This window comes from Gillisia sp. CAL575, assembly GCF_000403785.1.
Taxonomy (GTDB): domain Bacteria; phylum Bacteroidota; class Bacteroidia; order Flavobacteriales; family Flavobacteriaceae; genus Gillisia.
Genome location: NZ_APHJ01000023.1, coordinates 92,952 through 105,510, shown reverse-complemented (window position 1 = coordinate 105,510; position 12,559 = coordinate 92,952). Strand labels below are relative to the sequence as shown.

General features: G+C 33.5%; 10 protein-coding genes. 2 read left to right on the top strand and 8 right to left on the bottom strand.

Annotated features, from left to right (window positions below):
* Window positions 1-23 precede the first annotated feature (23 nt).
* From thrC to I130_RS07020, 6 genes are all read right to left on the bottom strand, one after another.
* Complete coding sequence (gene thrC / locus I130_RS07045) at window positions 24-1,319, bottom strand: threonine synthase (RefSeq protein ID WP_034920738.1); 1,296 nt, start codon at window positions 1,317-1,319, stop codon at window positions 24-26.
* Window positions 1,319-2,239, bottom strand: coding sequence for a homoserine kinase (locus tag I130_RS07040; protein WP_034920737.1), 921 nt, complete (start codon window positions 2,237-2,239; stop codon window positions 1,319-1,321). Before I130_RS07040 ends, thrC begins: the two co-directional genes overlap by 1 nt.
* 3 nt (window positions 2,240-2,242) lie before the next feature.
* Window positions 2,243-4,690 (bottom strand): bifunctional aspartate kinase/homoserine dehydrogenase I, encoded by a 2,448-nt coding sequence (gene thrA / locus I130_RS07035; protein WP_034920736.1) that lies wholly within the window; start codon window positions 4,688-4,690, stop codon window positions 2,243-2,245.
* Between the two features lie 371 nt (window positions 4,691-5,061).
* Window positions 5,062-5,478, bottom strand: a complete 417-nt coding sequence (locus I130_RS07030; protein ID WP_034920735.1) for an ester cyclase — start codon at window positions 5,476-5,478, stop codon at window positions 5,062-5,064.
* Window positions 5,479-5,562: 84 nt separating this feature from the next.
* Window positions 5,563-7,026 carry a hypothetical protein gene (locus I130_RS07025; RefSeq protein WP_034920734.1) on the bottom strand — a complete coding sequence of 488 codons (1,464 nt, stop codon included), beginning with the start codon at window positions 7,024-7,026 and terminating at the stop codon, window positions 5,563-5,565.
* A gap of 71 nt (window positions 7,027-7,097) precedes the next feature.
* Complete coding sequence (locus I130_RS07020) at window positions 7,098-8,228, bottom strand: vWA domain-containing protein (protein ID WP_034920733.1); 1,131 nt, start codon at window positions 8,226-8,228, stop codon at window positions 7,098-7,100.
* 203 nt (window positions 8,229-8,431) lie between these two features.
* Here I130_RS07020 and I130_RS07015 point away from each other — a divergent pair, with 203 nt between their 5' ends.
* Together I130_RS07015 and I130_RS07010 are read left to right on the top strand one after the other, a co-directional pair.
* Entirely contained in the window at window positions 8,432-9,259 is an 828-nt protein-coding gene (locus I130_RS07015) for a phosphatase PAP2 family protein (protein WP_034920732.1), read from the top strand.
* 47 nt (window positions 9,260-9,306) lie between these two features.
* Complete coding sequence (locus tag I130_RS07010) at window positions 9,307-10,386, top strand: endonuclease/exonuclease/phosphatase family protein (RefSeq protein ID WP_034920731.1); 1,080 nt, start codon at window positions 9,307-9,309, stop codon at window positions 10,384-10,386.
* Here the strand turns inward: I130_RS07010 and I130_RS07005 are convergent.
* Both I130_RS07005 and I130_RS16220 read right to left on the bottom strand, forming a co-directional pair.
* Window positions 10,383-10,787 (bottom strand): response regulator, encoded by a 405-nt coding sequence (locus tag I130_RS07005; RefSeq protein ID WP_034920730.1) that lies wholly within the window; start codon window positions 10,785-10,787, stop codon window positions 10,383-10,385. The genes I130_RS07010 and I130_RS07005 overlap by 4 nt on opposite strands.
* A complete protein-coding gene (locus I130_RS16220) occupies window positions 10,781-12,553 on the bottom strand; it encodes a PAS domain S-box protein (RefSeq protein ID WP_051119640.1) in 1,773 nt (590 codons plus the stop codon). Before I130_RS16220 ends, I130_RS07005 begins: the two co-directional genes overlap by 7 nt.
* Window positions 12,554-12,559: the final 6 nt, after the last annotated feature.

Here is a 12,559-nt window from a genome sequence, read left to right as displayed (position 1 = left end):
TACTTGAAAGGGATTTTTAAGTTTTAACCTAATAAATGCGCTTTTAGATCTGCATAATTTATTATTGAAAAGGAAATCTTTTCTTTATTTAAAATGGCTTGAATACTTAACGGAATTTCCATGTTTTTTCCAATAACCTTCTCCACTGTTTCCAAAAATTTCACAGGATGAGCAGTTTCCAAAAAAGTACCATAATAATCAGGATTCTTTTTCAGAAATTCTTGTAAACCTAAATATCCAACTGCTCCATGTGGATCCATTACATATCCAGTTTCATCAAACATCTCCTTCATAGCCTTCTTAGTAAGATCGTCAGAAAAACTATAGGAGGATAAATGACCTTTAAGATCCTTGAAATCTTTCTCAAAAAGTTCCATTATTCTAATAAAATTACTAGGATTTCCAACATCCATAGCATTAGAAATTGTTGAAACACTTGGTTTAGGTTCATATTTTTCAGAGTTGAGATATCTACCTACCACATCGTTCGCATTACTGGAAGCAATAAAGTGATCTATTGGTAGACCCATTTTTACTGCCAACATACCTGCACATATATTTCCAAAATTTCCACTAGGAACAGAAAATGCTATTTTTTTATCTATTTCAGCGAGTTGCTGATAAGCAATAAAATAATAGAACATTTGTGGTAACCATCGCGCTACATTTATAGAATTCGCTGAGGTTAATTGTCTTTGGTTCTGGATCTCTTCATCTAAAAAAGCCTGCTTAACCATATCTTGGCATTCATCAAAAGTACCATCAACTTCCAACGCAATAATGTTTTGCCCTAAGGTGGTTAGTTGCTTCTCTTGTATTTCGCTTACTTTTCCTTTTGGATAAAGAATAACTACATCTATCCCTTCCACACCAAGGAAACCATTTGCTACAGCTCCACCAGTATCTCCAGATGTCGCTACCAATACAGTTACATTCCCAACATTACCTTTTTTAATGAAGTAGCCTAAGCTCCCCGCCATAAACCTTGCACCAACATCTTTAAATGCCATGGTTGGACCATGAAAAAGCTCTAAAACTCCAATATTCTCATTTATAGGAACCACAGGAAAATCAAAATCCAATGTGTGCTCAATGATGCTGGTTAATTCTGATGTAGGGATTTCATCTCCTATATAATTTTTGATTACTTGAAAGGCTAGATCTACTTTAGAAAAACCATTGATATCTTTAAAAAATGATTTAGGTAAACTAATAATCTTTTCGGGAAAGTACAAGCCTTTATCCGGAGCGAGCCCTTTTAGAACTGCATTCTCAAAATTTGAGGTATGTTCTCTATTATTTAAACTGAAGTATTGCATTATAAAATTTTAATTCCTTGAGTATTAATTTTTGATTGATGTAAATCGAAATCTATTCCTTTTACTTTATAAAACAACTGCATTGCTTCCCTTACATCCGTTGCAACGACATCTCCTTTGCACATAGCAAAAACTGATGGTCCTGAGCCTGAGATACCAAAACCTAAGGCTCCTCTTTCCAATGCGATTTTTTTAAGATCATCAAAATAAGGAATTAGAATAGATCGTACAGGTTCTATGATCTTATCTTCTAAGCTGCGCCCAAAAAGTTCATAATCTTCAGTGTATAAAGAGCTTATTAAAGCTCCCAGATTTCCCCATTGGCTTACAGCATCTTTTAAATGCACACTTTGTTTTAATATTGCTCGGGAATCTTTGGTTTTCAATTCAATTAATGGGTGTAAAATAACAACTCTTATTTCTGGAGGTGATGGCAAGCTAATTACTTCTAATGGCTCATAACTCCTCACAAGATTGAATCCTCCCATTAAAGCAGGAGCAACATTATCTGCATGCGCATTACCACTGGCTAAACGTTCTCCTTCCATAGCAAACGGAATAAGTTCCTTGAGAGTAAAAGGTTCGCCCAGTATTTTATTAACCGCATATACTGCTCCTGCAGAGCTCGCAGCACTACTCCCTATACCACTCCCAGGCTTTATGTGCTTATCTATCTCAATATCAAATCCCTGAGTAGAATTAAGGCTTTTTAATAAAGCTTGAACAGCAACACCAGCTACATTTTCATTTGTTTCCATTGGAAGCAATTGACCCGTAATTCTAGTGATCTTGACCTCATTAATAGTATTCTTTTTAATGAGCATTTCGTCTCCCACACTGTCTAGACAGCAACCCAGCACATCAAAACCACAAGAGAGATTAGCCAATGTTGCCGGAGCAAAGATTTTAATTTCTTCCATTGGTTATTTTTTACCTATTCTAATTATATCTGCAAATATTCCTGAGGCAGTAACATCTGCCCCAGCTCCGGCTCCTTTTACTATTAATGGTTGTTCACTATATCTATTAGTAAAGAATAAAACGATATTATCACTACCACTTAAATTATAAAATGGATGTTCGGGTCCCACTTGTTGCAAGCCAACCTTAGCTTTACCATTATCTAGTTGAGCTACATATTTTAATTGTTTATTATTAGCTTCAGCATCCTGATACATCTTTTTAAATTCTTTCTCATCACTTTTCAACAACTCAAAAAATGTTTCATTTGTATTAGTATTCAAACTTTCTTCAGATAAAAAACTATCATTCTCAATATCACTCAATTCCATTTCCAAACCACTCTCACGAGCAAGGATGAGTATTTTTCGGGATACATCGATTCCGCTAAGGTCAATTTTTGGATCTGGCTCTGTATATCCTTCCAGCATTGCCTGTTCTACAGTTTTATAAAAAGGTTCCTCTGCGTTGTAATTATTGAAAACGAAGTTTAAGCTTCCAGATAGTACTGCTTGTATTTTATGAACTCTATCTCCTGAAGCCATTAAATTCTTTAGAGTATCTATTATAGGTAATCCTGCTCCCACATTGGTTTCATATAAAAAAGAAGCGCCGTACTCTCGCGACAGATCTTGTAAATTCTGATAATTAACAAAATCATCTGCGCAGGCAATTTTATTGCAAGTCACTACCGAAATAGAATTAGCAAGATATTCTTTATACCAAGCAGCAATAGCAGGACTTGCAGTGTTATCTACAAAAATGCTATTTCTTAAATTGAGTTCTTTTACTTTCTCAAAAAATCCTTCTTTAGTAGCATTTTCACCACTATTTAGTAATTCAGACCATGAAGTAAGATCTATACCATCTTCTTTAAATACCATTTTTTTGGAGTTGGATAATCCAAGAACTCTAACCTTAAGTCGAAGCTTTTCAAGCAAATAATTTTCTTGGAGTTTTAGCTGCTCAATAAGTTTACTCCCTACGTTTCCAACTCCTGTAATAAACAAGTTCAATTCTTTTGAAGGAACTTCAAAAAACTGTTCGTGCAATGTGTTCAAGGCCTTATTTACATCCTTCTTTGCAATCACCGTGGAGATATTTCTTTCTGATGATCCCTGTGCGATGGCTCTAATATTAATGTTATTATTTCCCAAAGCGCTAAACATCTTACCACTTAGCCCATGATGACTCCGCATTCTATCTCCCACAAGTGCAACGATGGCTACATTATCTTCGATCTCTACAGGTTTGATCTTATTATTTTGCATCTCGGTTAGAAAAGTTTCATCTAAAATTTCCTTTGCCTGATCAGCTTCATCATCTTTGACAGCAATACAAATACTATGTTCTGAAGAAGCTTGAGTAATTAGTACAACATTTATTTTCTCCTGAAACAATACTTCAAAAATTCGCTTAGAAAACCCAGGAATCCCCACCATACCACTACCTTCTATATTTAGCAATTTTATAGAGTCTATATGAGTAATACCCGTAACCCATCTAAAATTCTCCTTACTAGATTTGGATATTATAGTACCAACTTCAGAAGGTTTAAAGGTGTTCTTTATGTGGATCTCTATTTGCTTATTTAACAAAGGCTGCAAAGTTGGTGGATATAAAACCTTGGCACCAAAATGAGATAATTCCATCGCCTCTTCATAAGAGATGTTTTTTAAGGGATATGCATGAGATACGATACTTGGATTGGCAGTATACATTCCATTTACGTCTGTATAAATTAACACTTTATCTGCATCTAAGGCACCTGCAAAAATTGCGGCAGTAAAATCTGAACCTCCTCTTCCTAATGTACTAGGAACACCTTGTTCATTATTAGCCACAAACCCAGGTACTACATAGAGATCTGCTTTATTCTCTTTGAAATAGTTTAAAATATTTGCATTGGTCTTTACATAATTCACTTGCACTTTTTCATTCTCATTTTTACACACAATAAGATCTCTGGAATCTGTGAACTTCACATTTAATTCTAAAGCTTTAAAATACTCCGTAATTATAAGAGAAGACAAGATCTCACCATAACTTGCGATTACATGTTTGGTCTTATTGGAAAGTTCATTTAGTAAGTAGACTCCTTCGTAAAGTGTTTCTAATCCATTAAATTCAGTTTTGACCTTGCTTAGAATACTACTTTGACTTTTAATTGGGATAAGTTCCTTGATAGCATCTAAATGTCTCTTTTCGTTTTTCTGAAGAATTTCCTTATAACTCAAATCGCCGTTAGCAGCAAGATCGGCCATTTGTAAGAAATCGTTTGTAACTCCTCCAAATGCAGAGAATACCACTATGCTTGTACCTGTTTGAAGTTTTTCTTGAACGATTTCAGATACTAATTTTATTCTACTTGGAGAGGCTAATGAGGAACCTCCGAATTTCATTATATTCATGCTAGGATTATTAAAATTATAAAAAAAATGGAAATATTGGTGCGGAAGTTTTATATATAATACCCCATAGGGGTAATAGAAAACATATAAATAGCAGTATTGCCTGTAGAGCCAGGAATAATTTTTGAAATGCTATTTAAAAAATTTTTATAAATCATGCTTCTTAAAAAACTGATTATAAATGTATAAATAAAAGTGGTCTTAGAGACCTTTTATTATATTTAAAATAAATATTAGAGTATTCTTAATCAGCATATTATAAAATAACAAATCTGATAATTTAATGGTTTTAAATTATCAGATTCGTAAATTGATTGAATTATTTCTGGTTAAAGAAGTGCTTCAATTCTATTTTAAAAGAAAAAAATAAACTATTTCACAGGTTTTACACCAAGTTGTTTTAAGATTCCAAGTTCATTTGTAGCTCCCCAACGCTCTATTAATTTACCATCTTCAAATTTTCCAATTTGCATTCCTCTAACCTCGAAAGATTTTCCTGTAGGGGATACTCCCATGAATTCTCCCTTATGAGTTCCTGAAACTGTATATGCAAAGCTCACATTATCCTCGTCAGTCACCATATGCTCTACTTCTACTCCTAAATCTGGAAATGCAGTGCGCATCATGCTAAAAAAATCTATAAATCCTTGTGCTCCTGGCCCCTGAATATCTGCTGGATCATGATCCTTCACTTTCTCTGAAACCACATCCCTAATCATTTCTAACTTGCCTGTATTTACTGCTTCTCCAAATTTTTCCTGCGCCTTTACATTTTTATCTTTACTCATAATATAATTTTTAGTCTTTAAATATTAGGCTTCAATTTATAAATCGAAGTTCTAAAATTGTCCAAATACAACGTTAAACTTATACTATAAACCACTAATATAGCTTCCATAAAGGTCTTTAAATTGCATTCCTTCTGTAGACCTGTATTTATTAAGCTTTTTATATTCCACTAAACCCCACAAAACAAACTCCTTCAAGAAATAAGAATCTTCTTTTGAAATATCTGATTGATATTTATCAATTAGCTGATTTAAGGGCGGAATAGAATCTAATCGTTCCTTATATTCTTTTTCTGAAAGATCATCTAATAATTCAAATCCGCTTTCAGCAAAAAACCATTCTACTAGGTCATTGTAAGGATTATTATCATCTACTTTTTCCAATTTTTCAATCTTCGGAAAATATTTCGGGAATAATGTTTTCACAGCATCACTAATTAATTCTTGAGCAACCACGGCGCTTCCCTCCTGCTCACCTTCATAAACTAATTCTACTTTTCCAGTAATTGCTGGAATAACTCCTAAGAAATCACTGAACCTCAACAAGGTTTTTTCTTCTCCTGTAATTAGAGCTCTACGTTCCGCAGCACTCAATAAGTTTTCATAAGCAGAAATACTTAACCTTGCACTAATACCACTCCTAGCATCTATATATTCATTATCCCTAGCTTCAAAGCTTAACTGTTCTAAAAGATCCTTAGCCAATTCTGGTACATGTACCAATCCAAGTTGACGCTCATCTAATTTAGCTTCTTGTTGCGTGATCGTTTTAGCTACCTCTATAGTACGGGGGTAATGTGTAAGTATCTGTGAACCAATTCTATCTTTTAAAGGAGTTACAATGCTTCCTCTATTGGTATAGTCTTCAGGATTTGCAGTAAATACAAATTGCATATCTAAAGGTAGTCTCAATTTGAATCCACGAATTTGGATATCCCCTTCTTGTAGAATATTGAAAAGCGCTACTTGAATTCTGGCTTGTAGATCTGGAAGTTCGTTGATCACAAAAATACTCCTATTTGCACGTGGAATCATCCCAAAGTGAATCACACGATCATCTGCATAGCTTAATTTTAAATTAGCAGCCTTAATAGGATCTACATCCCCTATAAGATCTGCTACGGTAACATCTGGAGTTGCTAGTTTTTCGAAGAATCGCTCTTCTCTTGCAACCCAACCAATTGGAGTATCATCTCCTTTTTCTCTAATAAGTTCTATTGCATATCTGGAAATGGGATGAAAGGGATCGTCATTAATTTCTGATCCTTCAACAATAGGTATCCATTCATCTAAAAGATTAACCATAAGTCTGGCCAAACGTGTTTTTGCTTGTCCTCTTAAACCAAGAAAATTAATATTATGCTTGGAAAGAATAGCTCTTTCCAATTCTGGGATCACAGTATTCTCATAGCCATGTATCCCTTCAAAAGAACTTTTCCCGTTTTTAATGTTGCTTAATAAATTCTGTCTTAATTCTTCCTTTATACCCTTAGTGGTATATCCTGAATTCTTTAATTCGCCAAATGTTTTTATATTCTCTATTTTCATATTTTCTTATTATTTAGTCCTAAGAAATTCTGGACTGAATGTTTATTTTATATAATTATAATGAAGTTTTATTATCCTCTAATTTTCTTTTTTCTGTTGTTTTCATAATCCTCAAAGATCATTTCCCCTAAACCTTTAAGTCCGGTAAAAAATGCTTTTCCATGATTAGCTTGAGTAAACTCTCTAACAAACCTTTCTAGATAAGGATCTTGGGCTATCATAAATGTCGTGATTGGAATATGTAGTTTTCTAGCCTGGCTAGCAGCACTATAGCATTTTTCTACTATATATGGATCTAGACCAACACTATTCTTATAATAAGTACCATCACGTTCTCTTATGCAGCTTGGCTTCCCATCTGTTATCATGAAGATTTGCTTATTCGTATTTCGTTTACGCCTTAAAAGATCCATTGCTAGCTGTAATCCTGCCACTGTGTTGGTGTGATATGGTCCAACATTAAGATAAGGTAAATCTCCAATAGAAATTGCCCAAGCATCGTTCCCAAAAACAAGAATATCTAAAGTATCCTTTGGATATCGAGTTGTAATTAGTTCAGCTAATGCCATGGCTACTTTTTTGGCAGGTGTAATTCTATCTTCTCCATATAAGATCATACTATGACTTATATCTATCATTAGCACTGTACTCATTTGTGATTTATGATGAGTTTCCTCAACCACAAGATCATCTTCAGTCATTTTAAATTCTCCTACACCATGATTGATCTGAGCATTTTTTAAACTTTCTGTCATAGAGATTCTATCCAAAGAATCCCCATAATGGAATTCCTTGAATTCACCAGTATGCTCATCACCTAAACCTTGATGTTTTGTAGAGTGGTTTCCCGAACCACTTCTTTTTATCTTTCCGAAGATCTGATTTAAAGCTTGCTGTCTTATGGCTCTTTCTGTTTTAGCCGTAATACCCATTCCTCCTTCTCCATCGGGTTTTATCTCTTCTCTTATATAGCCCTTATTCTTAAGATCTTCTATAAAGTCGTCTATAGTATATTCACTGGTTGTAAGTTTGTACTCTTCGTCCAAATTCCTTAGCCACTCGATAGCTTCATCAAAATCTCCCGAGGTGTGCGTGATCAACTCCTTAAATATTTCAAATAATCTATCAAACGGACTTATATTTTCCTCTTCAAATTTCTTGAAAATAAAACCACTGCGTATGCGTTCATCCTTCTTTTTCATTCTTTAAAGTTAACTTATTTTAAGCGTTCTAGGAAGTTATACTATTGTGAACAGGAACTAAACTTTTGTTAATTAGAAAACATAATTTAGAAACTTGCTCATCTCTGTAGTCGAAAGAAATTACTGAAAATCAAATTTTGATGTTATACTTTTCTTAAACCTTTTCGCATTTGTTGAATAAATATGAGATTTGGCGAAAAAAAATGCTGAAAAATAAAATTCTTCTTGTTGTTATTTGCCTAATTACTTTTTCTGGATTCTCACAAGAGAAAAAAGAATCTCCTTATAAGACCGATTTCGTAAAAGATGGAATCTGGATCACTTCTGCAGTGGGGCTAAATGTATTGGGTGTGAAAATAATTCAGGAAAAAGATGCTCTTAGTTTAACTGATCTAAATAATTTGTCTAAAGATGATATTTGGGGTGTAGATCGCTGGGCTGCAGGATATTATTCTGAACAAGCGAATTCTGATAGCTATATTCCATTTTATGCCTCTTTTGTAATGCCTTTTGCCCTACTATTAAATGAAAATGAACGTGGAAATGCTGGGCAAATTTCAGTTCTATTTGTAGAAACAATGGCTACCACAGGTGCATTATTTACAATTACTGCTGGTTTAGTTGAGAAAAGTAGACCATTGGTTTATAATGAATCTTTAGAGACAGAAAAGAGGATTGATAGCGATGAACAGCGTTCTTTCTTTGCTGGGCATACTGCTGCAACTGCTGCTGCTTCGTTTTTTGCTGCAAAGGTATTTAATGATTTCAATCCAGATTCACCATTAAAACCACTAGTTTGGGGAATTGCTGCTGTAGTTCCTGCTTCTGTAGGATATATGAGAGTTAAAGCTGGGAAACATTTTTTAACAGATAACTTAATTGGCTATGGTATTGGTGCAGCAGCTGGTATTTTGATTCCAGAATTACATAAAAAAACTAATAAAAATCTTCAAATTTACCCAACAACTGCCTTTAATCAAGGAGAATATAATTTCTCTTCACAAGGCCTAGCTTTAAATTATAAGTTTTAAAAGAAAGCTTAAATTGCGGCTTAATTTGTTTGAACAGAATTTTATAAATGGGAATTACTGAAATCGTTGTTATTGTTATTGGAATTATTATGTTAATCCCAACTCTGGCATCTATAACCAGATTTGATCATTGGTGGATTCGTGGCTTTGACTTCCCAAGACTACAGATTAGTTTTATATTGATGGTTGAAATAACAGCATTTATTATAATTTTCCGTTTTGATGAACTTTGGGAAGTTATATTACTAATCCTTTTAATATTCAGTTTATTTTATCAATTAGTTAGGATTTACCCATACACAATTTTAGCAAAAAAAACGGTTCAGTCCTTTAGCGGTGATGATACTAAAAATCATATTTCCATTTTGGTGAGTAATGTACTCACCACCAACACCAACTATAAAAAATTACTAGCACTTATAAAAACGAAGAATCCAGATCTTTTACTCACATTGGAAACGGATAAGAAATGGGAATCTGAATTAGAAATAATTGAAAAGGATTATAAATATTCTGTAAAGATCCCGATGGATAATTTATACGGAATGCATTTATATTCCAAATTGGAATTGAAGAATATAAATGTCAAATATCTTATAGACGATGAGATTCCATCTATACATGGCCATGCAATATTACCAAATGGTCATCCAGTAAAAATACATTGTTTACACCCAAAACCGCCTAGTCCTACAGAAGATCTAACTTCAACCAATAGAGATGCAGAACTATTATTTGTTGGCCGCGATGTTAAAAAAGATCAAGAAACTGTATTGGTTTTAGGGGATCTAAATGATGTAGCTTGGTCTCGTACTACCAGATTGTTTCAAAAAATAAGTGGCTTAATGGATCCTCGTTTAGGAAGGGGGTTTTTCAACACTTTTCATACAGGTTACTTAATATTCAGATGGCCTCTAGATCATGTTTTTCACACAGCAGATTTCACCTTGGTAAATATTGCTCGTTTAGAAAGTATTGGCTCAGATCATTTTCCAATGTATATTAAACTGAATCATGAACCACGAGCCGAGGAATTTCAGGATAAACCAGAAGAGGCAGATAGTGAAGAAGAGGAATGGGCCGAAAAAAAAATAAATAATGGAAATCCTACAGAAACGGATGTCTAAATTGGTTCTGGAAAGAAAGGTTTAAGAATTGATAATTCTTTGAGTTGCTCACAATTTTTAGCTGTAATTGGCTTCTCTATAAAATTGATGATCTTATCGTACTTATCAGCCTTTTCTTTATCATTATAATCTACAGAAGAAGATACCATTAACACGTACACATTTTCTTTCACTTCCATTCTTTCAACCTCATCTAAGAATTCCCACCCATTCATCATTGGCATATTAATATCTAACATCAACAAATAATGATGTTCTATTGAGGCTGAATTTAAATATTCAACTGCATCAGATGCTCTCTTAAATTTTAAAGGTTCTTTAGTGAAATTACAATTTTGTAATAATTTACTTTGAACTAATCTAACAATATCATCATCATCAATTATCAATACCTTCAGCATTCTTTAGGATTTAAGGTTACATCTTCAGTCTTTCTCGTTATGTTTCGAATTATGTCATCTAATTCTCTTGCTGAAGTATTAATATGCTCTAATAGTTGGGCTTGTTCATCAATATTCGGATAGCTCTGTATCAAGTCTATTAATCCCATAATCCTTGCCAAAGGAGCTCGAACAACATGAGACTGCGTCCAGGCGATATCTTTTAGCCTACTGTTATGATCTTCTATAGTTTGAATATAGTTCTGGATTTCTGTAATGTCTTGCATAGCACCTATAATGCGCAATTTATTTCCACTCTCATCAGTAACCAAGTAGCTTCTATCCAAAATATACCTATAGCTTCCATCTGCACATCTAAATCTATATTCTATATGTATATATCCTGATGTGAGTTTTTGAACTTGTTGTGAATATCTTTTAACTCTTTCTCTATCCTCTGGGTGTAATTTTTCGTTCCACCAACTACCAGTATTTTCAATTTCACTTTTAGAATAGCCAAAAACACTTTCTATCCCTTCATTATAATACATCTTATCATTTACTACATCGTAATCTGTGATAGTGTCACTAGTTGCTTTAGCTACAATATCGTAACGCTTTAAGCTATGTATTAATTTTTTTTCTTGCGTAATAAATTCTGTTATATCTCTAGAATTAGCAACTAATCCTTTTACAGATGAGTCATCATTTAAATTGGTTATAATGGTTTCTATATATCGCCACTTTTTATCTGAAGTTTTTATTCTGTAAGAAGGAATTTGAATACGCTTATTATCTTTCAATTTTAATAAGTGTGATTTTACACTTTTTACATCATTTTTATGAATGTAATGAAAGAAATTATTTTTGATCATTTCTGCATCTGAAATACCTGTCATTTGCGAAGAAGACGGACTTACGTAGGATAACTCACCCGAAAAATCCATGATCATTATTAAATCTGATGCGTCTTGAACAAGTGCTTTAAAGCGTTTTTCACTATGTTTCAAAGCCTGCTCTGCATCTAGCTGAGCTGTAATATCCTTTGCTTGTGTAACCCGTGCTTCCCTACCATCAAAATCTATTGGGTTGCTTTTAATTTCCATGTGGAGAAGTTCTCCATTCTTTTTGAGATGCTTTACAGTAATCCCAAAGTTCTCATGGTAATTTTCTTTCCACGTAAATTCAATTTCCTTTCTTATATCCTTAGTCCAAAGATCACGAACATTCATTCCTAAAAATTCTTCTTTTGAATATTCATATAAGTCTATCGCAGCATCATTAACATTCAAAAACTCTAAGGTGTGTTTATCCAAAACCCACATTGGTAAAGGGCTAGAATCAAAAAGTGCTTTATATTTTCTTTCAGATTCACCTAATTTAAAATCATTATTCTTGCGCTCTATACTATAGAAAATACTTTTTGCAAGTTGAGTTGAATTTAAATCGTCTTTTAATAAATAGTCTGAAATCCCCAGTGATAATGTTTTAACTCCAAATTGTTTATTTGAAAAACCTGTAAGAACTATTATAGGTGTGTTAGGAGCTAAGGCAACCATTCCAGTTACTAAGTCCTCATTACTTTCAACGTCTGGTAAGGAAAGGTCGAGAAGGACAACTTTAAAATTATGATTAACACTTAGGTTATCTTTAGCCTCTTTAAAAGTTGTTGCTCTGGTTAGATTTATTTGTAAATGTTCCTCGCTTAAATAGTCCTCAATCAAAATATAGTCACCTATATGGTCTTCTACTACTAGAATATTTAAAGCTCCTTCACTATCGGTCATATAAAT

What these genes read in the sequence shown, in the direction of transcription:
- I130_RS07040 (WP_034920737.1), bottom strand. Translation starts at nt 2,239, where the DNA reads ATGGAAGAAATTAAAATCTTTGCTCCGGCAACATTGGCTAATCTCTCT.
- I130_RS07015 (WP_034920732.1), top strand. Translation starts at nt 8,432, where the DNA reads ATGCTGAAAAATAAAATTCTTCTTGTTGTTATTTGCCTAATTACTTTT.
- thrC (WP_034920738.1), bottom strand. Translation starts at nt 1,319, where the DNA reads ATGCAATACTTCAGTTTAAATAATAGAGAACATACCTCAAATTTTGAG.
- I130_RS07025 (WP_034920734.1), bottom strand. Translation starts at nt 7,026, where the DNA reads ATGAAAATAGAGAATATAAAAACATTTGGCGAATTAAAGAATTCAGGA.
- I130_RS07010 (WP_034920731.1), top strand. Translation starts at nt 9,307, where the DNA reads ATGGGAATTACTGAAATCGTTGTTATTGTTATTGGAATTATTATGTTA.
- I130_RS07020 (WP_034920733.1), bottom strand. Translation starts at nt 8,228, where the DNA reads ATGAAAAAGAAGGATGAACGCATACGCAGTGGTTTTATTTTCAAGAAA.
- I130_RS07030 (WP_034920735.1), bottom strand. Translation starts at nt 5,478, where the DNA reads ATGAGTAAAGATAAAAATGTAAAGGCGCAGGAAAAATTTGGAGAAGCA.
- I130_RS07005 (WP_034920730.1), bottom strand. Translation starts at nt 10,787, where the DNA reads ATGCTGAAGGTATTGATAATTGATGATGATGATATTGTTAGATTAGTT.
- thrA (WP_034920736.1), bottom strand. Translation starts at nt 4,690, where the DNA reads ATGAATATAATGAAATTCGGAGGTTCCTCATTAGCCTCTCCAAGTAGA.
- I130_RS16220 (WP_051119640.1), bottom strand. Translation starts at nt 12,553, where the DNA reads ATGACCGATAGTGAAGGAGCTTTAAATATTCTAGTAGTAGAAGACCAT.